Origin of the sequence: Microbacterium saperdae (assembly GCF_006716345.1) — a bacterium.
Lineage (GTDB): Bacteria > Actinomycetota > Actinomycetes > Actinomycetales > Microbacteriaceae > Microbacterium > Microbacterium saperdae.
This window is the reverse complement of the sequence record NZ_VFOX01000001.1, coordinates 2,601,458-2,624,434: the sequence shown is the minus strand read 5'-3', so window position 1 is coordinate 2,624,434 and position 22,977 is coordinate 2,601,458. Positions and strand designations below refer to the sequence as shown.

Below are 22,977 nucleotides of genomic sequence, written 5' to 3'. Positions count from 1 at the left end.
ATGCAGGCGCCCGACATCGTGCCCTCCGCGACGACGGTCCTGCAGACGCAGCCCGCGGAGCGACGAGGCATGCCCGTGCTGCTGCGGCGCATGATGCCGCTGATCGTCGTCGCGGCGGTGCTGCTGATCACGTTCGTCTGGATCTCGACACTCGAGCTCGACTCGATCGAGAAGCGCACGCTCAACGCCGACTACATCACGGCGCGCATCGGCGAGCACCTGATCCTGTCGATCACGGCATCGATCCTGGTGGCGGTGCTGGCGATCCCCGCCGGCATCGCGGTCAGCCGTTCGTCGTCGCGTGTCTTCCGCGGGATCGTGATCGGCATCGCGAACATCGGTCAGGCGACACCGGCCATCGGCGTCGTGATCCTCCTCGCGATCGTGTGGCAGACCGGCTTCACGACGGCGCTCGTCGCGCTCGTGATCTACTCTTTCCTCCCCGTGCTGCAGAACACGATCGCGGGCCTCGCACAGGTCGACCCGAACATCCGGGAATCGGCGCGGGGCATGGGGATGACTTCCGGCCAGGTGCTGCGCAGAGTCGAACTGCCTCTCGCTTCGCCCGTGATCCTCGCCGGACTCCGCACCGCTCTCGTGTTCGCGGTCGGAGTGGCGACCGTGGCGACCTTCATCAACGCGGGCGGCCTCGGCGACATGATCATCAACGGTCTGAAGCTGCAGCGCTATCCGGTCCTCATCGTCGGCGCGGTCCTGGTCGCCGCGATCGCCGTGCTCATCGACTGGGCGGCCAGCGTCGTGGAAGACATCGTCCGCCCCAAAGGCCTCTGAATCATCGATCCTCGTATTCCCTCCCGAAAGGAACCTGCAATGACATCGCGCACCATCGCAACAGCAACATTCGCGGCACTTGCCGCCGGAGCACTCCTCCTCAGCGGCTGCACCTCCGGCGGTGCCGGCGGCGCAGGGGCGAAGGGCGACGAGCTCGAAGGTCTCACCGGTGAGATCGGCTCGAAGGACTTCTCCGAGCAGTACATCCTCGCGTACATGACCGCTGAGATCCTCAACGCCCACGGCGCCGACGTCGAGGCGAACACCAAACTCGTCGGCTCGGCGAACGTGCGCCAGGCACTGGAGAACGACCAGTTCCTGGGCTACTGGGAGTACACCGGCACGTCGTGGATCACCTACAACGGCAACACGACGCCGGTGCAGGGCGCCGAGGCGCAGTTCGACGCCGTGAAGGAGGCGGACGCCGAGAGCGGCATCGCGTGGCTCGATCCCGCACCGTTCAACAACACGTATGCGTTCGCCATCCGGCAGAGCGAGGCCGACGAGCTCGGTGTGAAGACGCTCAGCGATGTCGCCAAGCTCCCCAGCGCCGACCAGACGTTCTGCATCGAGAGCGAGTTCTCGACGCGTGACGACGGCTGGCCGGGACTGTCCGCGGCGTACGGATTCGATGCCCCCGCCGCCAACGTGACGATGCTCGACACCGGCGTGATCTACACCGCGACCCAGAAGGGCGACGATTGCAACTTCGGCGAGGTGTTCCAGACCGACGGCCGCATTCCGGCCCTCGACCTGGTGGTGATGGAGGACGACAAGGAGTTCTTCCCGAGCTACCAGGGCGGCTTCACCCTCAAGCAGAGCACGCTCGACGAGCACCCGGCGATCGCCGACGTCCTGGCCGAGCTCAGCCCGTTGCTCACCACCGAGGTCATGCAGACGCTCAACGCCCGTGTGGACGTGGACGGCGAGGACCCGGAAGACGTCGCGATCGAGTGGCTCGAGGATCAGGGGCTCATCTGATGACCGCCGCTGTGCAGCTCGGCGAGAGCTTCATCGGGGAGGGCGTCAACGCCGCGCACATCAACACCGTGCTCGGTCACCGTGACGGACCGGCAGGGACGGCATGGGCCACGGCCCTCGCCAGTCCCAGCCAGGGTCACGTGCCGTTCGTCGCGGTGCTGCGCCCGTCGCTGCCGGTCAAGCCCCTGACGCTGTTCGTCACGAAGGCGGCCCCCGCGGGCGACGACCACGGTCTCCTCATATGGGGACCCGCCCAGGCGGGCGTCGCCGCCGGAGTCGCGGATGCCGTCGCGGACGGGGTCATCCCGCGTGAGGCTGCCGACACCCACGCCGTGATCGCCGCGGTGTGGGTCAATCCGGCCGCGGACGACGCCGAGACGGTCTACCGCAACAACCGTGAGGCGACCCGTACAGCGCTCGCGAACGGGGCGGCGTCTCTTCCCGACCTCGACGAGGTGCTCGCCGCCCGCGATCACCCCACCAACCCCTTCTTCACCCCCCTCTCCACCACGAAGGACACGTAAGACCCATGAGTTCCTCCACGCCTCCGCTCACCGAGGCCCTCCCCACTGTCGGGTTCATCGGACTCGGCAACATGGGATCCGGTATGACGCGCAACCTGCAGGCCGCAGGTTTCCCCCTGGTCGTGACGGATCTCCGCCGCGAGTCCGCCGCGGAGCTCATCGCCGGCGGCGCCCGGTGGGCGGACACGCCTCGTGAGGTCGCGGCCGGCAGCGACCTGGTCATCACGATGCTGCCGACACCGAAGCACGTCGCCGCGGTCGCGGCCGGGAGCGACGGCCTCGTCGCCGGTCTCGCCGATGGTGGGACCTGGATCGACATGTCGACCTCGGTTCCCGAGGTGCTCGACGCCGTGCGCGTCGAGCAGGCCGGCCGGGGGCTGCACCTGCTCGACGCCCCCGTGAGCGGGATGTCGGTCGGCGCGGCCAGCGGAATGCTGCAGATCTTCATCGGGGGAGACGCCGACGACGTGGCCCGTCTGCGTCCGGTGTTCGAGGCGATGGGCGACCCCGAGCGCATCCTCCACGTCGGAGGACACGGCGCGGGGTACGCCGTGAAGCTCATGATCAACCAGCTGTGGTTCTCGCATCTGGTGGCCACCGCCGAGGTGCTCTCGGTCGGGGTCGCCGCCGGGGTGGACCTCGGAGTGCTGCGCGATGCGCTGATCGCCAGCCCGGCGAACAGCACGTTCGTCTCCCGAGATGTGCTCTCGATCCTGGACCACGGCGACTATGACGAGGGATTCGCGATCGCGCTGGCGTGCAAGGACCTCGGTCTGTCCGTCGATCTGGCGCGTTCGGTCGGGATGCCCGTCGAGCTGTCGTCTCTGGTCGAGCAGATCTTCCGGCGGGCGCGGGCGCAGTACGGCGATCGCGCGGGGGAGATGACTCCGGTGCGGTTGTACGAAGACCTCCTCGGACGCGACCTTCGTCGGGAGGTGGCCGCATGACCGCCGCACGTGAGGCCGAGCTGCTCGCCTCCCTCCCCACCGGCCTGTTCATCGCCGGGCAGTGGCGGGATGCGCACTCCGGGGCCACCTTCCCCGTCATCGACCCCGCCACGGGGGAGGTGCTCGCCCACGTCGCGGATGCGTCTCCGGAAGACGGCGCGGCTGCCCTCGATGCAGCTGCGGACGCTCAGGCGTCGTGGGCTGCCACCGCTCCCCGCGAACGCGGCGAGATCCTGCGGCGGGCGTTCGAGCTGGTGACGGCGCGCGCTGAGGACTTCGCGCTCGTCATGACGTTGGAGATGGGCAAGCCGCTCGCCGAGTCCCGCGCGGAGGTGGCCTACGGCGCCGAGTTCCTGCGCTGGTTCTCCGAGGAGGCACCGCGCATCTCCGGGCGCTACGCCACGGCACCGGACGGGCGCAACCGACTGCTCGTGGCGAAACGGCCGGTCGGTCCGAGCCTGCTCATCACGCCCTGGAACTTCCCGCTGGCGATGGCGACGCGCAAGATCGCGCCGGCGCTCGCCGCGGGGTGCACCTCAGTGCTGAAGCCGGCCGCCCTCACTCCTCTCACCGCGCTCCTGTTCGCGGAGGTGCTGCGCGAGGCCGGTGTTCCCGATGGCGTGGTCAACGTCATCCCCACCACCCGTGCCGGTGCTGTGACCGGTCCGCTCATCACGGATCCCCGGCTGCGCAAGCTCTCGTTCACGGGGTCCACCGAGGTGGGGCGTCGCCTCATCGCCGACGCCGCCCACCAGGTGCTGCGCGTGTCGATGGAGCTCGGAGGGAACGCCCCGTTCCTCGTCTTCGAAGACGCCGATCTCGATGCCGCCGTGGAGGGGGCGCTGCTCGCCAAGCTCCGCAACGGCGGGGAGGCGTGTGTCGCGGCCAACCGCTTCCACGTGCACGAGAGCGTCGCCGAGGAGTTCACCTCGCGTCTGATCGCACGCATGGCCGGCTACGTCAACGATCGAGGGACCGAGCCCGACTCGACCCTGGGCCCCCTGGTCGACGAGTCCACGCGCGAGAAGGTCGCCGAACTCGTGGCCGGGGCCGTCGAAGACGGAGCGCGCGTCGCGCTGGGCGGCGTCGTTCCGTCCGGACGCGGCTACTTCTATCCGGCCACCGTGCTGGTCGATGTGCCGCAGGACGCGCGCATCCTCCGGGAGGAGATCTTCGGACCGGTGGCCCCCATCACGACATTCCGCGATGAGGACGAGGCCGTCCGGCTGGCGAACGCCAGCGAGTACGGACTCGTCTGCTTCGCCTACACACGCGACCTGAACCGGGCGCTGCGTCTCGCCGAACGCCTGGAGACGGGGATGCTCGGGCTGAACACCGGACTCGTCTCGAACCCGGCCGCACCGTTCGGCGGCGTGAAGCAGTCCGGAATCGGCCGCGAGGGTGGTCTCGAGGGGATCGACGAGTACCTCGAGACGACCTACATCGGCATCTCCGACCCCCTCGTCTGATCCCTCGCACGTTCTGAAGGAGCCTGCATTGCACATCACTGATTTCTCCCTGGACCACTTCTCCCTGCGGGGGAGGAGGGCGATCGTCACGGGCGGGAACACCGGACTGGGGCAGGCGTTCACGCTCGCCCTCGCGAAGGCGGGCGCAGACGTCTTCGTCCCGACGCTCTTCGACGACGGCGGAGAGACCGCCGAGCTCGTGCGCGCGGAGGGCAGCCGCTACGAGGAGCAGACGATCGACATCACGGCCTCGGGCGCGCCGTTCCAGGCCGTCGACGCGTGCGTCGCGGCTCTGGGCGGGGTCGACATCCTCGTCAATTCTGCCGGGATCAGCCGCATCGCCGATGTCACGGAGTTCGGGCGTGAGGAGTGGGACCCGATGGTCGCGGTCAACCTCACCGCCGCGTTCGACATGGCCCATGAGGTGGCGAAGAGGATGATCCCGCAGGGGGCGGGCAAGATCATCAACATCGCCTCGCTGTTCTCGTTCCTCGGCGGTCTCGGATCCCCGGCATATGCCGCGACCAAGCACGGCATCGTCGGCCTGACACGCGCCTATGCGGACGAGCTCGGGGGGAGCGGCATCCAGGTGAACGCGATCGCGCCGGGGTACTTCAAGACCCGCATCACCGAGGAATCCCGCTCCGATCCCGCGGTCAACGGCCGCATCATCGAGCACACCCCTGCGGGGAGGTGGGGCGACGTCGCCGACCTCATGGGAGCGACCGTGTTCCTCGCCAGCCCCGCATCAGACTTCGTCAACGGCCACGTGCTGACCGTCGACGGCGGCTATCTCGTGCGCTGACCTGCTGCACCCTCGAATCCACGAACGAACAGGACACTATCTCCCATGGTTGCATCACGATCCGCCCTCACCCGCGCGGAGATCGTCGATCGGCTCCGCGATCTCATCGGTGTCGATCAGGTCGACACCGACGCCCAGGAGCTGCGCGAGGCGAGCGTCGACCGCTTCAAGAAGTACACGTCGGTCCACGGGATCTTCGACGGACCGATCCCTGCGGCGATCGCCTATGCCCGCTCCACGGAGGACGTCTCGGCGATCCTCTCCTTCGCCCAGGAGAACCTGATCAACATCGTGCCCCGCACGGGCAGGACCGCGACCGAGGGAGGACTGGAGTCCATCGTCGAGGACACGATCGTGCTCGACGGCTCGCGCATGGACGCGATCCTCGAGATCGACCCGATCGACATGATGGTCACCGCGCAGTGCGGGGTGCCCCTGCAGGTGCTCGAGGACACTCTGCGGGCGCAGGGCCTGACGACCGGGCATTCCCCGCAGTCCAAGCCTTTGGCGCAGATGGGCGGGCTGGTCGCGACGCGTTCCATCGGCCAGTTCTCCACGCTCTACGGCGGAATCGAGGACATGGTCGTCGGTCTCGAGGCGGTGCTCCCGGGCGGAGGTGTCACGCGCATCAAGAACGTCCCCCGCCGCGCCGCCGGCCCCGACATCCGTCACATCGTGATCGGCAACGAGGGCGCCCTCTGCGTCATCACCGAGGTCACGGTCAAGGTGTTCCGGTACCAGCCGGAGAACAACTGCTTCCTCGGGTACCTCGTCGACTCGCTCCCTGCGGGCGTCGCGGGGCTGCGCGAGATCATCGTGGCCGGCTACCACCCCTCGGTCGCCAGGGCGTACTCCGAAGAGGATGCGGCTCAGCACTTCTCGCACTTCGCCGACGGCAAGGCGGTCGTGGTCGTGGTGGCGGAGGGCCCGAAGGGCATCGCGGATGCGACCGCCGAGGGCGTGGAGGCGATTTTCGCCGGCATCCCGCACGAGAAGGTCGATCCGGCGCTGATCGAGAACTGGTTCGACAACCTCAACTGGGGTCAGGAGAAGATCGACGCCGAGAAGCGCGAGATGCTCGAGAAGTCGCATCTGGGCTACACCACCGAGGTCTCCATCGACTGGTCCGGCGTCGCCGAGCTCTTCGAGTCCGTGATGCGGAGGGCGCGGACGGAGTTCCCGCACGCGGCCGACCTCACGATGCTCGGCGCACACTCCTCGCACAGTTACCAGACCGGGACCAACCTGTACTTCGTGTACGACTACGACATCTCCTGCGAGCCGCGCGACGAGATCACCGAGTATCACGAACCGCTCAACGCGATCGTGGTCGAGGAGGCGCTGCGTCTCGGCGGATCGATGGTCCACCACCACGGCATCGGGAAGTACCGCACGCCATGGACGCTCGAGGAGCACGGCAGCGCGTTCGAGCTGCTCCGGGTCCTGAAGGACGGCATCGATCCCCACGGCATCATGAACCGCGGAACGATCTACCCGCTGGCTGCGGCGGAGACGGCGTCACGGGCGTGACCACGAGGGCGGGCGGCTACGTCGTCGCCATCGACAACGGGTCCCAGAGCACCAAGGTGCTGATCGTCGACGGCGGCGGCATCGTGCACGCCAGCGCGCGCGTGCCCCTTCGTCCCTACGCGTCCCCCTCGCCCGGTCGTTGGGAGCACCCGGACGACGACCTCTGGGACTCGGTCGTCTCGGCGGTGCGCGACGCCCTCGACACCTTCGACGGCGATCCCACGGAGATCCGCGGCGTCGGTCTGTGCACGATCCGGTTCTGCCGTGCGGTGCTGCGGCAGGACGGTTCCCTCGCGCAGCCCATCATGAGCTGGATGGACGAGCGGCTGCCGCGCGCGTATGAGCGCGAGTGCGACGATGCGGTGTACGTCACGACGTCGTCCGGCTACCTCGGGCACCGACTCACGGGGGAACGCCGAGATGCGGCCGGCAACTATCAGGGCATGTGGCCGATCGACACCGCCCGCTGGACGTGGAGCGCGGATGCCGCCGAGTATGCCCGGACCGGCATGGATCCGCAGATGCTGTTCGAGCTCGTCGCGCCGGGGGAGCCGCTGGGTCGAGTGACGGCAGCGGCGGCGCACCGCACCGGGCTCCCGGCAGGCATCCCCGTGATCGCCACCTCGAACGACAAGGCCGTGGAGGCGCTCGGAGCGGGGCTCCGGGAGGAGGGCGACGCGCTGCTGTCCCTGGGTACGTATGTGGCCACCATGACGGTGGGGGATCGGCCGCTCGGTCCGGATGCGGACGTCTGGACGAACTTCGGAGCGGAGCCGGGGACATACCTCTACGAGAGCAATGGTGTGCGCCGGGGCATGTGGACGGTCAGCTGGTTCCGCGAGCTGCTCTCGTCATCGGGGCACGGGATGACCGAGGAGGAGTTGAACCTCGGTGCTGCGGAGGTGCCGATCGGTGCCCGCGGCATCGTCGCGGCTCTGGACTGGCTCGCCCCGCCCGATGAGCCGTGGCGCCGGGGCGCTCTGGTCGGCTTCGACGGCACGCAGGGGGCATTCCACATCTACCGGGCGATCCTCGAAGCCTTGGCGATCGAAACCGCCTCCAGCGACGACCGCGCTCGCCGCGTTCTCGGCAGGCGGCGCGGGGGTCTCGTGGTCACCGGCGGAGGAAGCAGCTCCTCGCTGATGCTGCAGATTCTCGCCTCGGTGTACCGCGTGCCGGTGCGCACTCCGCTGGTGCGGGACGCGGCCGGGATGGGAGCGGCGATCTGCGCCGCGGTCGGCGTCGGCATGCACGCGACGTGGGACGGCGCGGTCGACGCGATGGTGCACGTCGGGGATCGTGTCGACGTGGATCCCGACATGGTCCGCGCGTATGAGGATGTCTCGCAGACCTACGCGACCGTGATCCCGCGCATCCGTCGGCTGTTCTCCGAGACGGACTGAGACGGTACGCGGGTTCAGCGCCAGATCGCGGCGATCGCGGCGTTGGCCGCGGTCAGGATGCCGACGAGCCAGAACATGACGGGCGGGATGGCGGCGCCGCGCTTCTGTCGTGCGGTGCCGATGCCGAGCAGGGCGCCGATGATGAGCAGCAGCACGAGCTTCACGCCGATCTTGACGTAGTTCAGCTCGTAGGAGATGCCCCAGGGAGCGGCGAGAGCGAGGCCGGCGACGGCCGCGATGGCCATGCCGATGCTCATCAGGCGCGTGAACTCCCGCTTGCCGCCGAATGCCTGCACGGCCCAGGCGCCGAAGAGCACGGCGAATCCGATGAGGTGGACGAAGAGCACGATGTGGCGCAGGGTCTCCATGCCCTCACGCTACGATTCCCGCCGATATTCCGCCAGCAAGGGCAGGCTGACCTCAGCCGCGCAGCTCCCGGACGAGCAGTGCGGTGCGCAGGGCCGCGTCCGCCGCCTCTGCACCCTTGTCCTCCTGGGATCCCTCGAGACCGGCACGGTCGAGACCCTGCTTCTCATCGTCGAGGGTGAGCACGCCGAAGCCGACCGGCTTGCCGGCATCCAGGGCGACGCGGGTGAGTCCGTCGGTGGTCGCCGCCGAGACGTACTCGAAGTGCGGAGTCCCTCCGCGGATGATGACGCCGAGCGCGACGACCGCGTCCGCTCCACCGGCGAAGGCTGCCTGCGCGGCAAGGGCCAGCTCGAACGAGCCGGGCACCCGCACGAGCCGGTGAGTGGCCTGCGCCGCGGTCAGGATGCGCTCCGCGCCCGCGATGAGTCCGTCGGTGATGACGTCGTGCCAGGTTCCGGCGACGATGACGACGTTCAGTCCCCGCCCGTCGATGTTGCCGGTCGCCGGTGCTCCTGTGCCGCTCATGCGTCGTCCTTTCCTTCCGCGAGAGCCTCTGCCAGCTCTTCCGCGCCGATGATGTGACCCATGCGGTCACGCTTGGTCTCGAGGTACTGATGGTTATTGGGGCCGACGCCGACGATCAGCGGGACCTGCTCGACGACGTCCAAGCCCAGTTCGCGCAGCTGCTTCACCTTGTCGGTGTTGTTCGTGAGCAGCCGCACCTTCGAGACGCCGAGGTCGGTGAGGATCCCGGCCGCCGCCGCGTACTCGCGCGCGTCCGCGGGGAGGCCGAGTGCGAGGTTGGCGTCGACCGTGTCGAGACCCTCCTCCTGCAGGCTGTAGGCGCGCAGTTTGTTGATCAGGCCGATGCCTCTGCCCTCATGGCCGCGCATGTAGATGACGATCCCGCCGTCCTTCTCGATCGCGTCCAGCGCCGCGTCGAGCTGAGGCCCGCACTCGCACTTGAGCGAGCCGAAGGCCTCTCCGGTGAGGCACTCGGAGTGCACGCGCACGAGAGCCGTCTCGCCGGGCTCGCCCGAGACGACCGCGATGTGGTCGGTTCCCGTCACGCGGTCCTTGTAGGCGAGGAAGCGGAAGGTCCCATGGGTCGTCGGCACGGTCGCGTCGGCGCGCAGGCTGACCCGTCGATGCACTCGGGGGCCGGACTCGTCCTGCGGATCGATCTCGTTGAGGTGCGCGATGAGCTGCTCGATCGTGATGACCGGAACGCCGTCGCGGGCACCGAGCTCGATCAGTCCGGGCAGCCGCATCATGCTGCCGTCCTCGGCGACGACCTCGGCGATCGCGCCGACCGGCTGCAGTCCCGCCAGCCGCATGAGGTCGACGGCGGCCTCGGTGTGACCGCTGCGCTCGCGGACGCCGCCGTCGACGGCGCGGAGCGGCAGGACGTGGCCGGGGCGGATGATGCTGACCGCCGTGGACTGCGGGTTCGCGAGCACGTTGAGCGTGTGCGCGCGGTCGTGGGCACTGATGCCCGTGGTGACGCCTTCGGCGGCGTCGACGCTCACGGTGTACGCGGTGGAGCGGGCGTCCTCGCTGGCGGCGACCATCGGCGGCAGGTTCAGGTTGTCGGCGAGGTCGGTCGGCATCGGCGCGCAGATGAATCCCGATGACCAGCGCACGGTCCAGGCCACCCACTCCGGCGTCGCGAGCTCGGCCGACAGGATGACGTCGCCCTCGTTCTCACGGTTCTCGTCATCGGCGACCAGCACAGGGCGGCCGGCGCGGAGCGCTTCCAGCGCCTCGGGGATCGTGGAAAGGCTCATCGCGAGCCTCCTTCCGGTGCGGCGCGGAACGCGAGCAGGCGCTCGACGTGCCGGGCGAGGATGTCTGTCTCGAGGTTCACGCGGTCGCCGACGGCGCGCGTGCCGAGAGTGGTGGCGGCGAGGGTCTCCGGAATCAGCGACACCTCGAACCATGCGGATGCGTCTGCAGGGGCGCTGACGGCACTCACGGTGAGTGAGGTGCCGTCGACCGAGATCGACCCCTTGTCGACGACGAGAGGGGCGAGATCGGTGGGGAGGCTGATCCGCAGCACGCTCCACTGCGCACCAGGGCGCACCTCGAGCACCGCGCCGGTCCCGTCGACATGGCCCTGCACGATGTGTCCGCCGAGGCGCGCGCCGACGGGCATGGCCTTCTCGATGTTCACCCGGGTACCGACCGCCGCGCCGCCGAGGGCGGCCACGTCCAGGGTCTGCTTCATGACGTCGGCGTCGAAGGTGTCCGGCGTAGATCCGACCACGGTCAGGCAGACGCCCGACACCGCGATGGACTCGCCGTGCACGGCATCCGCGGCCGCACGGGGTGCGCGCACGGTGAGGCGCCACCCGTCACCGGCGGGCGCGATGGCGGTGATCTCGCCGATCTCCTCGATGATTCCGGTGAACATCAGACGACTCCTTCGTTCTCGACCGCCGGATGGGCGATCGCCAGCAGATCGGCGCCCAGAGGCACCCATTCATCGACCGTGAGGCGGTGTGCCTGATCGATCGACGAGACTCCGACATCGGCCAGCGCGACCCGGCTCCCGCCCAGCAGCACGGGCGCGATGTAGGCGAGCACGCGGTCGAACAGCCCCGCCGCGATGAAGGCGCTCGCCAGGGTGGGGCCGCCTTCGATGAAGACGCGCTGGATGCCACGGGTGTGCAGATCTGCCAGCACCGCGCGCAGGTCGGCGGTCTCGTAGAAGAGCGGCTCGCGAGGGTGGCGGCGCAGCGCCGCATCCTCGGGGGTCCGTCGCGTGCCGACCACGACCGGCACGGGCTGGTCGGGCAGCAGCACGTCACCGTCGCGGGCGGTCAGGGCGGGGTCGTCGGCGAGCACGGTCCCCGTGCCGACGACGATGGCATCGGATGCGGCGCGGCGGCGGTGCACATCGGCCCTCGCCTCGGCACCGGTGATCCACTGGCTCGAACCATCGTCGGCCGCGGCCCGCCCGTCGAGGCTCTGCGCCCACTTCACGGTCACGTGCGGTCGTCCGAGACGCTGAGCGGTGAGCCATCCGTCGATCAGGAGGTGGGCGGCCTCTGCCTGCTCGCCGGCTTCGACGCTGACGCCCGCGTTCCGCAGACGGACGGCTCCGCCGCCGGAGGTCACGCCGGGGTCGTCGAGCGCATAGATCACGCGGGCGATTCCGGCTTCCTGCAATGCGACGGCGCAGGGGCCGGTGCGGCCGGTGTGGTTGCAGGGCTCCAGGGTCACGACGGCGGTCGCACCGCGCGCTGCCCCGGGGGCGAGCTTCGACAGCGCGTCGACTTCCGCGTGCGGAGTGCCGGCGCCGTGGTGCCAGCCCTCGGCGAGCACCTCGCCGGTGGGGGACAGGATGACGGCACCGACCTGCGGGTTCACGCCGCGGGGCCCGCGAGCGGCGAGCTCCAGGGCGCGAGTCATGGCCCGGTGCTCGGTCTCGTTCACTGCCATCCGTCGTCCTCCTGTGAGGCTCCGGGGGATGCAGAACGCGCGCACGGCGGCGCCTCGTGCTGCCTCCCTTCCGGACTAGCGAGGTTTCCCTCGCACCACCGTCGGTCCCGGAATTCCACCGGATCGGCACCGAGGTCTCCCTCAGCGCTCGCGGACTGTCACCGCCGGTTCGGATTCTCACCGACCCCGGAGCACGTTGATGCTCCGAGTGTACTCAACACACCTGATCGCATTTCATTCCGAGTCATTCGCCCGGGGTGCGTGCGGGTCGGGGCTGAGTACTATGTGTGCCATGTGGCGCGATTCCTCGGTCCGTCTCGCCGAAGCCCCGGCCGACGCGGCGCGCCGCCGGCTGGTGCTTCTGCTGCGCTCGTCGATCGAGCGGGGCGACTATCCCTCCGGACGGCTTCCGGCCGAGGCGCGGCTCATGCAGCTCACCGGCGAGACGCGAGCGGTCGTCCGCGACGCGCTCAACGAGTTGGCCGAGATGAGGCTGGTGCAACGTAGTCCGGGACTGGGAACGACGACCGATGTGCTGCCCTCGATCTTCAGCTTGCGCGAGTTCCACGGCGTCGACGGCGTCCCGCGCCAGTCCGTGTATCCGGTCGAGACCGACAGGACGGTCATCCCCACTCCTCCTGCCGTGGCGCGACGCCTCCCGGGATGCGGACCCGAGGTGCTGCGTGTGGAACACCTCTCGGTGGCGCTGTCTTTCCCTGGTGCCGTGACGACCGACTACTTCCGCTTCCCCGACGCCGCGGCGCTGGTCGACGCGGAGTTCGGGCACAACGTCTACGCCTACATGGCGAACGCAGGGCTCTCCGTGAAGTCGAGTGAACTCGTCTTCGGGGCGACGGCAGCGGATGAGTACGCGGCCCGGGTGCTGCAGATGCCTCCGGGCGCTCCGCTGCTGACGATCGATGAGACGATGTTCGACGCTGACGACCGCGCCATCTGCTTCGCGACCATCTGGCAACGCGCGGATCGAGTCCGGTATTTCGGACGGAGGGGCGTGCCGGCACCGAGCGGAGGACAGGCGCGCGGCGCGGAGACCGACCTCGACGACGGCACATGGCTCCGCGGCGATGAGGAGGGGCACCGGCCGCGGCGCTCGTGAGCGCCCACACGCTCTGTGGATCAGCGCGCGCGTTCGTGTGACACGAGCTGGAAGCGGTCACCGCGCAGAGCGATGAGGGTGAAGGCCAGTGCGTCGCCGGACTCGTCGAACAACGTCCTCTCCAGCGAGATCAGGGCGTCGCCCGGGCGCACGCGCAGCCGGCGTGCCGTGTACTCGTCGGCGCCGAACGCCCCGAGCAGGAAGTCGCTGGACGAGACGGTCAGGCCTGCGGCGGCGAGCAAGGAGTAGATGTTGGTGCCGACTTCGGCGCCGACCAGGCCTGCCGCCTGAGGAAGAACGAAGTAGCTCGTCGAGATCCCGTGCGGCTCTCCGTCGGGGACGGACAGGAATTCGATGCGCAACACCTGGGCACCGGCCTGTGGCAACCGCGTGGCGACCAGCGCCGGCGTGCTCACGGTGGCCGTGCTGAGGGCCTGAGGGTGGGTGTCCATGTCCGGAACCCCGCCGATCCCGTGGAACGCGAGCAGATCGAACGTGGCCCCCGCATGCTCCTCGGCATGGGTGCCCACTCCGCGGATGCGCGTGAGCAGCCCGGTGTCGGCGAGAGCGTTCAGCGCGTCGCGGGCGACTCCCCGTGACGTGCCGTAGTCGCGGGCGAGCTCGATGTCGGTGGGGATCGCGGTGTCGAGATAGTGGCCCTGCGCGATCGCGCTGTGAAGAAGCGTGGTGAGTCGACGCCGGTCGGCATTGCCTCTCGAATCGGCGAGTTCCTGCACGGAGCGACCTTCTCTCTGGGCGATGGTGCGCGCGAATTCTATCCGGGCCGGCCGACCCCGGGAAAGGGGGACCGCTACTTGAGCAGTCTCGAGAGCCGCCGGTCGGCGAGCGGTTTGCCACCGGTCTGGCAGGTGGGGCAGTACTCGAGCGAACGGTCGGCGAAGAACACGCTGCGCACCGTGTCTCCGCAGACCGGACATGTCTCACCGCGCCGGGCGTGCACCTGCATGCCTCGGCGCTTCGCGTCCTTCAGATCTGCCGGGGGCTTGCCGGACGCTTCGGCGACGGCTTCGGTCAGCGTCTGCCGCATCGCCGTGAAGAGACGGTCGACGTCGTCGGGGGAGAGCGTCGCGGCGATCGCATACGGGGACATGCGCGCGGCGTGCAGGATCTCGTCGGAGTAGGCGTTGCCGATGCCGGCGATGACGGACTGGTCGCGCAGCAGGCCCTTGATCTGCGTGCGTCGCCCGTCGAGCAGGGCGGCGAACGCCTCCCGACTGAAGTCCTCATCGAGCGGGTCAGGGCCGAGACGCGCGATCCCCGGCACCTCCTGCGGATCGCGCACGACGTACACCGCGAGCGACTTCTTGGTCCCGGCCTCGGTCAGATCGAAGCCGCTGCCGTCATCCAGCGCGACCCGCAGCGCGATCGGCGTCTTTCCGGGTTTGATGAGCGTCGCGGGGAGCGCGTCGTACCAGCGCAGCCAGCCGGCCTTGGCCAGATGGAGCACGAGGTGGAGGTCTGCTCCGCACGAGAGCACGATGAACTTGCCGCGTCGCGCCGCGGCCGTGATCTCGACGCCGTGCAGCGCGGTGATCTGCGGGTCGTATGTCTTCAGCGCGGCGATCGCGGCCACGCTCGTGCGCGTGATCGTGCGTCCGACGGCGCGCTCACCGAGGAACACTGCCAAACCTTGTACTTCCGGCATCTCCGGCATGGTGACATCCTGCCACCGGCATCCGACATCGCGACATGCCTGTGTCAGTTCGGGAGGATCGGCCAGTCCACGGGTGTGCGGTCGTCGGAGCGGAGCAGGCCGGCGATCCATCCGTCGTCGCGACCGCGACCGCTCGTGAGCGCCTGACGCTTCAGTCCCTCGTAGCGGAAGCCCAGCGATCGTGCCGTGCGCGCGGAAGGGATGTTGCCCACGACCGCCTGCCAGTGGATACGGGCGAGCCCGAGCTCATCGAATCCCCAGTCGACCACGGCGCGGGAGGCCTCGCCGACGTACCCCCGGCCGCGGGCGGAGGCGGTGACCCAGTAGCCGAGTTCCGCATGTCCGCCGGCGGCGTGGTCCACGATGTGGTGCAGACCGATCACCCCGACCAGCTCGGCGCCGTCGCGCATCGCCCAGATCGTCTGCGACCCGTCGGCCCACCACTCGTCCATGAGCCGCACGAAGTCCTCGCCGTCCGTGCGGCTGTAGGGGCTCGGAACCGTCGTCCATCGCACGATCTCCGGGTCCTGGCAGGCAGCGGTGATCGCATCGACGTCGTCCGGCGTGGGTGCCGAGAGGGTGAGGCGCTCGGTGGTGAGGGTCTGCTTCTGCATGCACACACGCTATCCCGAGCGCCTCGATGTCGGATGCCGCGACTAGGCTTGTCCGGTGACTGTTCCGGGGATTCTGCGCGCCTTGGACGAGGCGACTCTGTACCGCGATGCCCTCAGCTGGGCGCAGACCGATGCGGATCTGGGCCTCGTCGACGGCCTCGACGCGCCCGTGCTCGCAGGCCTGCTCGAGAAGCGCGCGACATCGGGGCATCCGGCGTCCCTGCTGGTCGTGGTGCCGACCGGACGCCGGGCCGAGAGCGTGGCCCAGGCGATCGGCGCGTACCTGCCGAGCGCCGACGTGCACACCTTCCCGGCGTGGGAGACTCTCCCGCACGAGCGGCTCAGTCCGAGCCCCGACACGGTGGGTCAGCGCCTGCAGACGCTGCGGCGCATCGCCGACTGGTCCGGCGACCACCCGCTGGTCGTCGTGGCCTCGGTGCGGGCGGCGCTGCAGCCGATCGCCGGCAACCTCGGCGAGATCGCTCCGCTCGAACTGGCCATCGGAAGCCGTGGCAACGATCTCGACGAGGTCGTCGAACAGCTCGTCGAACGTGCCTACTCCCGGGTCGACATGGTGTCGCGCCGCGGGGAGTTCGCCGTGCGCGGCGGCATCCTCGACGTCTTCCCGCCGACCTCCGAGCACCCGTATCGTGTGGAGTTCTTCGGCGACGAGATCGATCAGATCCGCGCCTTCTCGGTCGCGGATCAGAGGTCGCTTCCCGGTGATGTGCCGGGGGTCGATCTGCCCCCGAGCCGCGAGCTCCTGCTGACCGCCGATGTCCGCGACCGGGCGCGTGCGCTGATCAGCGGCTTCCCTGCGATCTCGGGCATGCTCGAGAAGATGGCCGAGGGGATCCCGGTCGAGGGCATGGAGTCGCTCCTGCCTGCCGTGTCCGGACCGCTCAAGTCGCTCGCCGACTACATGCCGGCGGGCAGCGCCACCGCGGTGGTCGATCCCGAACGCTCCACGGCCCGCGCCATCACGCTCGGCGAGACGAACCGCGAATTCCTCGACGCGGCGTGGAGTGCGGCCACCTCCGGCGCCTCCGCCCCGATCGACCTCGGGGCCGGAGACTTCCTCACCATCGCGCAGCTGCGCGAGGCCGTGCGCGACCGGGGCGGGGTCTGGTGGCGGCTCAGCCCGTTCGGCGCGGGGCTGGGCGAGGGCGACGTCGATGCGACGAACCTCGACGCCGCGGTGATCCCCTCGTTCCACGGCAACGTCGACGGCGCGATCTCCTTCGTCGAGTCCAAGGTCTCCGACGGCTGGCGCGTCGTCGTGATCGCCACCGGCAACGGGCTCGTCGACCGCGCGCGCGACGTGCTCGCCGACCGCGGCATCGCCGCCCGGATCGTCGAGTCGCTCCTCGAGGCGCCGGAGGGCGGCGTCGCGACCCTGATCGCCGGTGGCGTGGAATCGGGCTTCCAGCTCGCCGAGGCCAAACTCGCGGTCCTCACCGACAACGAGTTCTACGGCCGCACGATCGGCGGTGACCAGCGCGTCGTCAAGAAGCTGGCGTCGCGTCGCAAGAACGTCGTCGACCCGCTGCAGCTCAAGAACGGCGACTTCGTGGTGCACTCGACCCACGGCATCGGGCGCTTCGTCGAGATGACGCAGCGCGAGGTCTCGACGGGCGGACGCAACGCCACCAAGTCCGTGCGCGACTACCTGGTGCTGGAGTACGCGCCGTCCAAGCGCGGCTATCCGGGCGACAAGCTGTATGTGCCGACGGATCAGCTCGACCTGCTCTCGAAGTACGTCGGCGGCGAGGCTCCGACCCTGTCGAAGATGGGCGGGAGCGACTGGTCGCAGGCGAAGGGCAAGGCCCGCAGGGCTGTCCGCGACATCGCGGTCGAGCTGGTGAAGCTGTACTCCGCGCGCATGAGCGCCAAAGGTCATGCCTTCGGACCGGACACCCCCTGGCAGCGCGAGTTGGAGGAGGCGTTCCCCTTCGCCGAGACTCCCGACCAGCTGCAGACGATCGATGAGATCAAGGCCGATATGGAGCGGCCGATCCCGATGGACCGACTGCTGAGCGGTGACGTGGGCTTCGGCAAGACCGAGGTCGCGGTCCGCGCCGCGTTCAAAGCGATCCAGGACGGCAAGCAGGTCGCCATGCTCGTGCCGACGACCCTGCTGGTCAAGCAGCACCTCGAGACCTTCACGGAGCGCTTCGCCGGATTCCCGGTCAAGGTACGGCCGCTGTCGCGATTCCAGACCGACAAGGAGGCCCGGCTCACGCTGCAGGGGCTGCTCGAGGGGTCGGTCGACATGGTGATCGGCACCCACCGCATCCTCACCGACCAGGTGATCTTCAAGGACCTCGGCCTCATGATCATCGACGAGGAGCAGCGGTTCGGCGTCGAGCACAAGGACGCGCTGAAGAAGATGAAGATGAACGTCGACATCCTCGCCATGAGCGCGACCCCGATCCCGCGCACACTCGAGATGGCGGTGACCGGCATCCGCGAGATGTCGACGCTGGCCACCCCGCCGGAGGACCGGCATCCGATCCTCTCGTTCGTCGGACCCCGCAGCGACAAGCAGATGGGTGCGGCGATCCGTCGCGAGATCCTCCGCGAGGGACAGATCTTCTTCGTCCACAACCGCGTGCAGTCGATCCAGCGCGTCGCGAGCGAGCTCGCCGAACTCGTCCCCGAGGCGCGGATCGCCGTGGCGCACGGGCAGATGGGCGAGCATCAGCTCGAGCAGGTGGTCGACGACTTCTGGGAGCGCAAGTTCGACGTGCTGGTGTCGACCACGATCATCGAGACCGGTCTCGACATCTCGAACGCCAACACGATCATCATCGACCGTGCAGACCGTTACGGTCTGTCGCAGCTGCACCAGCTGCGCGGGCGAGTGGGCCGAGGGCGGGAGCGCGCCTACGCGTACTTCCTCTACGACGAGATGAAGCCGCTGAGCGAGACCGCCGCCGACCGTCTGCAGACCATCGCGGTGAACAACGAGCTCGGCTCCGGCATGCAGGTCGCTCTGAAGGACCTGGAGTTGCGCGGCGCGGGCAACCTGCTCGGCGCCGAGCAGGCGGGCCACATCGCCGGCGTCGGCTTCGATCTCTACCTGCGCATGATCGGCGAGGCCGTCGCCACGTTCCGCGGCGAAGAGGTCGAGACCGGGCAGGAGCTGCGGCTGGAGCTGCCGCTCGATGCGCGCATCCCCGAGGACTACATCGACAGCGAGCGCCTGCGTCTCGAGGCCTATCAGAAGCTGTCGGCGGCATCCGCCGCGACCGCGAAGGACGACACGATCGACCTCGTGATCGAGGAGCTCACCGACCGCTACGGCACCCCGCCGCCCGAGGTCGAGGGACTCCTCGCCATCGCACGCCTGCGTCGTCGGGCGGCGCGCATCGGGCTCACGGATGTGGTGGTCATGGGATCGAATCTGCGCATCGCCCCCGCGCACCTGGAGGACTCGATCAAGGTGCGCCTCCAGCGCCTGTACCCGAAGGCCAAGCTCGTGGCTGGGGGCGACGCGCTGGTCGTGCCGATGCCGACGGTCCCGGCCGCCGTGGGTGTGGGGCTCGACCCGCTTCCGGATGCGGAGCTGCTGCAGTGGGTCGGGCAGCTCTTCACCGCCATCTTCCCGGAGCCCGCCAAGACCGAGTAGTGGGGGTTTCGGTGTCGCCCGGGCGATGACACCGTGCTGCGGCCGGACGACACCACTATCCTGGCGTCATGTTGTACGAGCACCTCGGGGCTCGGCCCCGGATCCATGACACCGCCGTCGTCGCTCCCACCGCCGTGATCTCCGGCGACGTCGAGATCGGCGCCGGCTGCCAGATCCTGCACGGCGCCGTGATCACCGCCGAGGGCGGGCCGATCACTCTCGGCGCGCACGTGATCGTGATGGAGAACGCGCTGATCCGCGCGACTGCCGCGAACGCGGTGCACATCGGGGCGCACACCCTGATCGGGACCCTCACGAGCATCGCCGGCGCGACCGTCGGGGAAGAGGTCTTCTTCGCCTCAGGTGCGCGCATCTTCAACGGCGCGCTGGTGGGTGCGCGCTGCGAGGTGCGCGTCAACGCCATCGTGCATCGGCGCGCGGTGCTTCCCGAGGGCACGGTCGTGCCGATCGGCTGGGTCGCGGTCGGAGACCCCGTGCAGCTGCTGTCGCCGGACCGTGAGGCCGAGATCGCCGCGGCGCAGCCCGACCTCGACTTCCCCGGTCACGTGTTCGGGGTGGATCGCGACACGCCGGATCTGATGGTGCAGCTCACGGAGCGATACGGCAGCTCGCTCGCGCGTCACGCCGGCGACGTGCTCGTCCCCGACACCCGCGAAGGTCGGTGAGGGTCGCGTGACGGACGGTGAGGGCCTGGTGCGCCCGGATGTGGATGAGGCCGGTGCAGAGACCATCGCGCGCGAGTGCTACGGCCTGATCGCGACGGCGAGCGAGCTCGGCAGCAACCAGGATCGGAACTTCCTGCTGACCGCGTCGGATGGCACGCGCAGTGTGCTCCGGATCGACAACCCGGTGTTCGGCGACGACGCGCGTGACGCACAGCATGCCGCTCTCGACGCGTACCGCGCCGCGGGGGTGGCGGTTCCGGCCGTGCTGCCGGGACTCGACGGGGCGCTGACCCAGCGCTGGGGCGGTTTCGGGGCACGACGGAGCGAGTTCGCCGAGGGCGAGCCACTCGTCGACGCCGGCTACCTCGCCCCGATCGTGCTGGCGGAGTTCGGAGCGCTCGCGGCAGCGTCCGTCAACGCACTGGCTGCTCTGACGCATCCGGGACTGGACCGTGCCCAGATGTGGGACATGCGGGTCGCGCACGCGCAGACGGTTGCGCTGGCCCCGGCGATCGCCGATGTCGGCCTGCGCGCACGCGTGCTCGCTGCCGCCGAGGAGGCACGAGGGGCTCTCGCGGCCGTCGAGGCGGAGCTTCCCGTGCAGCCGATCCACGGCGACCTCACCGATGACAACGTGATGGGACGCCGTGGCGCGGACTCGCGCCTGCATCCCCACGCCGTGCTGGATCTCGGCGACCTGGGCCTCGGCTGGCGCGTCGCCGAGCTCAGCGTCTGCGCCTCGTCGATGCTGCACCACGAAGCCGAGCGGCCGCTGCGGGTGCTCGACACGGTCGCCGCCTTCCATGCGCAGGCGCCGCTGAGCGTCCCCGAAGCCAGGGCGGTGTGGCCGCTGGTCGTGCTGCGGGCATCGCTGCTGGTCGCGAGCGGGTGGCGGCAGCTCGAGATCGATGGCGCGAACGACTACGCCAGGGAGCGGATCGCGGGGGAGCAGGCCATCTTCGATGCGGCCACGCTGCTGCCGCTGGCCGAGATGACGGAGCACGTGCTCGCACGGATCGGGTTCGACGCCCCGACGTTCGTCGCGGGTCGAGACGAGTCCGTCTCGCTCGCGCCGCTCCTGCCGGATCTCGACGGCGATGTCGTCGCGGTGGATCTCGATGTGGAGTCGGCTGCCCTCGACGAGGGCCGATGGCTCGCTCCGGATGCCGAGACGGATCTGATCGCCACCCACCTCGACTACGGTGCGACGGTCGTCGTGCCCTACGGACTGTTCCGGTTGACGCGCGCCGCGATCGATTCCGCCGACGCGGCGGCGACCTGGCCGCTCGATACGGAGATCCATGTCGTCGCCGGGCCGCGGCTCCGCATCACGGCTCCCCTCGAGGGCGAGCTGCGAGTGCAGGGGGGAGTACTCCGCCTGCACCTCCGGGATGCCTGGGTCCTCGAGATCGGCGGTGCCCAGGCGCCGAGGAAGAGCAAGACCACGGTGCGGAAGGGCGACACGATCGGCGTGCTCGCCGCCTCGGATGAGCCGCGCACGCTGACGGTCGGCCTGCGCCGCTCCGACGCGCCGCCGCTGACGTCATCGTCGTCCGGAGCCGTCCTCGTGGCACCCGAGCGCGTCCCCGCCTGGAGCCGCTTCACCGCGGATCCCGCGCCTCTGCTCGGCCTGCCCTCGTTCACGCAACAGGACGATGCGCGGGAAGAACTCGAACGCCGCAACCGCATCTTCGCCGCCGCGCAGGAGCGCTACTACGAGCGCCCTCCGCAGATCCAGCGCGGATGGCGGCACCACCTCGTCGACACCACGGGGCGCGCCTACATCGACATGGTCAACAACGTCGCAGGTCTCGGGCACGGCCACCCGAAGGTCGCCGCCGCGGCGAACCGCCAGCTGCGCACACTGGCGACGAACTCGCGCTTCCTGTTCCGCGAACTCGCCGAGTACAGCGAAGCACTGCTCGCCCTCATGCCCGATGACAGCGACCTCGACACGGTGCTGCTCGTGAACAGCGGCTCGGAGGCGGTCGATCTCGCCCTCCGTCTCGCGCAGGCCGCCACCGGTCGGCGCACCGTCGTCGCGCTGCGGGAGGCCTATCACGGCTGGACGATGGCGAGCGATGCGGTCACGACGAGCGCCTACGACAATCCGTCCGCCCTGGCCACTCGTCCCGACTGGGTGCACGTCGCCGACGTGCCGAATCGCTTCCGTGGCACGTATCGTGGCGAGGACACGGCCGATCGCTATCTCGCCGATCTGGCGGACGATCTCGAGGACCTGCAACGAGACGACAGGGACGTCGCGGCGTTCCTGTGCGAGTCGATCCTCGGCAATGCCGGGGGCGTCCTGCTGCCGGAGGGCTACCTCGCCGGTGCCTACGCGCAGGTCAGAGCGGCAGGCGGGCTCTGCATCGCGGATGAGGTGCAGGTCGGCTTCGGGCGCATGGGCTCGTCGTTCTGGGGCTTCGAGCAGTCAGGCGTGATCCCCGACATCGTGACGATCGCCAAGCCCATGGGCAACGGCTTCCCGATCGGCGGGGTCATCACCTCGAAGCGCATCGCCGATTCCCTGGCGACGCAGGGGCAGTTCTTCTCCTCGGCGGGCGGGAGCACCCTCAGCTGCGCCGTGGGCCTGGCCGTGCTCGATGCGATGGTCGAAGACGACCTGCAGCGCAACGCGCTCGACATCGGGGCGCGGCTCGCCGATGGACTGCGAGGGCTCGCGACGCGGCATCCGCTCATCGGGGTCGTGCACGGCGAGGGACTGTATCTCGGCGTCGAGCTCGTGCGCGACCACGCATCCATGGAGCCGGCGGCTGCCGAGGCGGCGGCGATCTGCGAGCGCCTGCGCGAGCTCGGGGTGATCGTGCTGACGACCTCCGAACGGTCGAACGTGCTGAAGATCAAGCCGCCGCTGTGTCTCTCGGCCCAGAGCGCGGATCATGTCGTCGCGATGCTCGATCGCGTGCTCGCGGAGGGTTGGTAGTCAGGGCCCCGGGCTTCGAAATCCGCACCCTTTTGGAATGTTA

20 protein-coding genes and 1 riboswitch are annotated in these 22,977 nt (G+C 69.4%); of the genes, 12 read left to right on the top strand and 8 right to left on the bottom strand.

The window, feature by feature from the left end; all coding sequences use genetic code 11:
- The 8 genes from FB560_RS12495 to FB560_RS12460 are packed head-to-tail and all read left to right on the top strand — an operon-like array spanning nucleotide 1 to nucleotide 8,451.
- Complete coding sequence (locus tag FB560_RS12495) at nucleotides 1–792, top strand: ABC transporter permease (RefSeq protein ID WP_141873237.1); 792 nt, start codon at nucleotides 1–3, stop codon at nucleotides 790–792.
- A 39-nt stretch (nucleotides 793–831) separates the two neighbouring features.
- Nucleotides 832–1,773: a glycine betaine ABC transporter substrate-binding protein gene (locus FB560_RS12490; protein WP_141872667.1), complete on the top strand. Its 942-nt coding sequence runs from the start codon at nucleotides 832–834 to the stop codon at nucleotides 1,771–1,773.
- The gene (gene fae / locus FB560_RS12485) at nucleotides 1,773–2,297 is read left to right on the top strand and encodes a formaldehyde-activating enzyme (protein ID WP_141872666.1); all 525 of its coding nucleotides are present in this window, start codon (nucleotides 1,773–1,775) and stop codon (nucleotides 2,295–2,297) included. The genes FB560_RS12490 and fae overlap by 1 nt, the downstream gene beginning before the upstream one ends.
- Before the next feature lie 5 nt (nucleotides 2,298–2,302).
- Complete coding sequence (locus FB560_RS12480; RefSeq protein ID WP_141872665.1) at nucleotides 2,303–3,244, top strand: NAD(P)-dependent oxidoreductase; 942 nt, start codon at nucleotides 2,303–2,305, stop codon at nucleotides 3,242–3,244.
- Nucleotides 3,241–4,713: an NAD-dependent succinate-semialdehyde dehydrogenase gene (locus tag FB560_RS12475; protein ID WP_141872664.1), complete on the top strand. Its 1,473-nt coding sequence runs from the start codon at nucleotides 3,241–3,243 to the stop codon at nucleotides 4,711–4,713. Before FB560_RS12480 ends, FB560_RS12475 begins: the two co-directional genes overlap by 4 nt.
- A gap of 28 nt (nucleotides 4,714–4,741) precedes the next feature.
- Complete coding sequence (locus FB560_RS12470; RefSeq protein ID WP_141872663.1) at nucleotides 4,742–5,518, top strand: SDR family oxidoreductase; 777 nt, start codon at nucleotides 4,742–4,744, stop codon at nucleotides 5,516–5,518.
- Nucleotides 5,519–5,563: 45 nt separating this feature from the next.
- Entirely contained in the window at nucleotides 5,564–7,048 is a 1,485-nt protein-coding gene (locus FB560_RS12465; RefSeq protein ID WP_141872662.1) for an FAD-binding oxidoreductase, read from the top strand.
- Complete coding sequence (locus FB560_RS12460; RefSeq protein WP_141872661.1) at nucleotides 7,045–8,451, top strand: FGGY-family carbohydrate kinase; 1,407 nt, start codon at nucleotides 7,045–7,047, stop codon at nucleotides 8,449–8,451. Before FB560_RS12465 ends, FB560_RS12460 begins: the two co-directional genes overlap by 4 nt.
- Nucleotides 8,452–8,465: 14 nt before the next feature.
- Here FB560_RS12460 and FB560_RS12455 read toward each other — a convergent pair whose 3' ends face one another.
- The 5 genes from FB560_RS12455 to ribD are packed head-to-tail and all read right to left on the bottom strand — an operon-like array spanning nucleotide 8,466 to nucleotide 12,264.
- Nucleotides 8,466–8,819 carry a Fe-S protein gene (locus tag FB560_RS12455; protein WP_141872660.1) on the bottom strand — a complete coding sequence of 118 codons (354 nt, stop codon included), beginning with the start codon at nucleotides 8,817–8,819 and terminating at the stop codon, nucleotides 8,466–8,468.
- A 52-nt stretch (nucleotides 8,820–8,871) separates the two neighbouring features.
- Nucleotides 8,872–9,345 carry a 6,7-dimethyl-8-ribityllumazine synthase gene (gene ribH, locus FB560_RS12450; protein WP_141872659.1) on the bottom strand — a complete coding sequence of 158 codons (474 nt, stop codon included), beginning with the start codon at nucleotides 9,343–9,345 and terminating at the stop codon, nucleotides 8,872–8,874.
- The gene (gene ribA / locus FB560_RS12445) at nucleotides 9,342–10,607 is read right to left on the bottom strand and encodes a GTP cyclohydrolase II (protein WP_141872658.1); all 1,266 of its coding nucleotides are present in this window, start codon (nucleotides 10,605–10,607) and stop codon (nucleotides 9,342–9,344) included. Before ribA ends, ribH begins: the two co-directional genes overlap by 4 nt.
- Nucleotides 10,604–11,233, bottom strand: coding sequence for a riboflavin synthase (locus FB560_RS12440; RefSeq protein WP_141872657.1), 630 nt, complete (start codon nucleotides 11,231–11,233; stop codon nucleotides 10,604–10,606). Before FB560_RS12440 ends, ribA begins: the two co-directional genes overlap by 4 nt.
- Nucleotides 11,233–12,264 (bottom strand): bifunctional diaminohydroxyphosphoribosylaminopyrimidine deaminase/5-amino-6-(5-phosphoribosylamino)uracil reductase RibD, encoded by a 1,032-nt coding sequence (ribD, locus tag FB560_RS12435; RefSeq protein WP_141872656.1) that lies wholly within the window; start codon nucleotides 12,262–12,264, stop codon nucleotides 11,233–11,235. The genes FB560_RS12440 and ribD overlap by 1 nt, the downstream gene beginning before the upstream one ends.
- A gap of 53 nt (nucleotides 12,265–12,317) precedes the next feature.
- Nucleotides 12,318–12,462, bottom strand: a riboswitch (FMN riboswitch).
- Nucleotides 12,463–12,556: 94 nt separating this feature from the next.
- Between ribD and FB560_RS12430 the strand changes: the two genes are divergently transcribed.
- Nucleotides 12,557–13,381 (top strand): GntR family transcriptional regulator, encoded by an 825-nt coding sequence (locus FB560_RS12430; RefSeq protein ID WP_170198115.1) that lies wholly within the window; start codon nucleotides 12,557–12,559, stop codon nucleotides 13,379–13,381.
- A gap of 20 nt (nucleotides 13,382–13,401) precedes the next feature.
- On the opposite strand, the gene FB560_RS12425 is transcribed toward FB560_RS12430, so the two are convergent.
- From FB560_RS12425 to FB560_RS12415, 3 genes are all read right to left on the bottom strand, one after another.
- Nucleotides 13,402–14,118 (bottom strand): GntR family transcriptional regulator, encoded by a 717-nt coding sequence (locus FB560_RS12425; protein ID WP_170198114.1) that lies wholly within the window; start codon nucleotides 14,116–14,118, stop codon nucleotides 13,402–13,404.
- A 74-nt stretch (nucleotides 14,119–14,192) separates the two neighbouring features.
- Nucleotides 14,193–15,056 carry an Fpg/Nei family DNA glycosylase gene (locus FB560_RS12420; protein WP_141872653.1) on the bottom strand — a complete coding sequence of 288 codons (864 nt, stop codon included), beginning with the start codon at nucleotides 15,054–15,056 and terminating at the stop codon, nucleotides 14,193–14,195.
- A 44-nt stretch (nucleotides 15,057–15,100) separates the two neighbouring features.
- Entirely contained in the window at nucleotides 15,101–15,670 is a 570-nt protein-coding gene (locus FB560_RS12415; RefSeq protein ID WP_141872652.1) for a GNAT family N-acetyltransferase, read from the bottom strand.
- 55 nt (nucleotides 15,671–15,725) lie between these two features.
- Between FB560_RS12415 and mfd the strand changes: the two genes are divergently transcribed.
- The 3 genes from mfd (at nucleotide 15,726) to FB560_RS12400 (ending at nucleotide 22,934) form a co-directional block, all read left to right on the top strand.
- Nucleotides 15,726–19,301, top strand: coding sequence for a transcription-repair coupling factor (gene mfd, locus FB560_RS12410; RefSeq protein WP_141872651.1), 3,576 nt, complete (start codon nucleotides 15,726–15,728; stop codon nucleotides 19,299–19,301).
- A gap of 68 nt (nucleotides 19,302–19,369) precedes the next feature.
- The gene (locus FB560_RS12405; protein WP_141872650.1) at nucleotides 19,370–19,987 is read left to right on the top strand and encodes a gamma carbonic anhydrase family protein; all 618 of its coding nucleotides are present in this window, start codon (nucleotides 19,370–19,372) and stop codon (nucleotides 19,985–19,987) included.
- A gap of 7 nt (nucleotides 19,988–19,994) precedes the next feature.
- Nucleotides 19,995–22,934: an aminotransferase gene (locus tag FB560_RS12400; protein ID WP_141872649.1), complete on the top strand. Its 2,940-nt coding sequence runs from the start codon at nucleotides 19,995–19,997 to the stop codon at nucleotides 22,932–22,934.
- Nucleotides 22,935–22,977: the final 43 nt, after the last annotated feature.

Coding starts and splice junctions, on each gene's coding strand:
- FB560_RS12495 (WP_141873237.1), top strand. CDS start 1: ATGCAGGCGCCCGACATCGTGCCCTCCGCGACGACGGTCCTGCAGACG.
- FB560_RS12490 (WP_141872667.1), top strand. CDS start 832: ATGACATCGCGCACCATCGCAACAGCAACATTCGCGGCACTTGCCGCC.
- fae (WP_141872666.1), top strand. CDS start 1,773: ATGACCGCCGCTGTGCAGCTCGGCGAGAGCTTCATCGGGGAGGGCGTC.
- FB560_RS12480 (WP_141872665.1), top strand. CDS start 2,303: ATGAGTTCCTCCACGCCTCCGCTCACCGAGGCCCTCCCCACTGTCGGG.
- FB560_RS12475 (WP_141872664.1), top strand. CDS start 3,241: ATGACCGCCGCACGTGAGGCCGAGCTGCTCGCCTCCCTCCCCACCGGC.
- FB560_RS12465 (WP_141872662.1), top strand. CDS start 5,564: ATGGTTGCATCACGATCCGCCCTCACCCGCGCGGAGATCGTCGATCGG.
- FB560_RS12455 (WP_141872660.1), bottom strand. CDS start 8,819: ATGGAGACCCTGCGCCACATCGTGCTCTTCGTCCACCTCATCGGATTC.
- ribH (WP_141872659.1), bottom strand. CDS start 9,345: ATGAGCGGCACAGGAGCACCGGCGACCGGCAACATCGACGGGCGGGGA.
- ribA (WP_141872658.1), bottom strand. CDS start 10,607: ATGAGCCTTTCCACGATCCCCGAGGCGCTGGAAGCGCTCCGCGCCGGC.
- FB560_RS12440 (WP_141872657.1), bottom strand. CDS start 11,233: ATGTTCACCGGAATCATCGAGGAGATCGGCGAGATCACCGCCATCGCG.
- ribD (WP_141872656.1), bottom strand. CDS start 12,264: ATGGCAGTGAACGAGACCGAGCACCGGGCCATGACTCGCGCCCTGGAG.
- FB560_RS12430 (WP_170198115.1), top strand. CDS start 12,557: ATGTGGCGCGATTCCTCGGTCCGTCTCGCCGAAGCCCCGGCCGACGCG.
- FB560_RS12420 (WP_141872653.1), bottom strand. CDS start 15,056: ATGCCGGAGATGCCGGAAGTACAAGGTTTGGCAGTGTTCCTCGGTGAG.
- FB560_RS12415 (WP_141872652.1), bottom strand. CDS start 15,670: ATGCAGAAGCAGACCCTCACCACCGAGCGCCTCACCCTCTCGGCACCC.
- FB560_RS12405 (WP_141872650.1), top strand. CDS start 19,370: ATGTTGTACGAGCACCTCGGGGCTCGGCCCCGGATCCATGACACCGCC.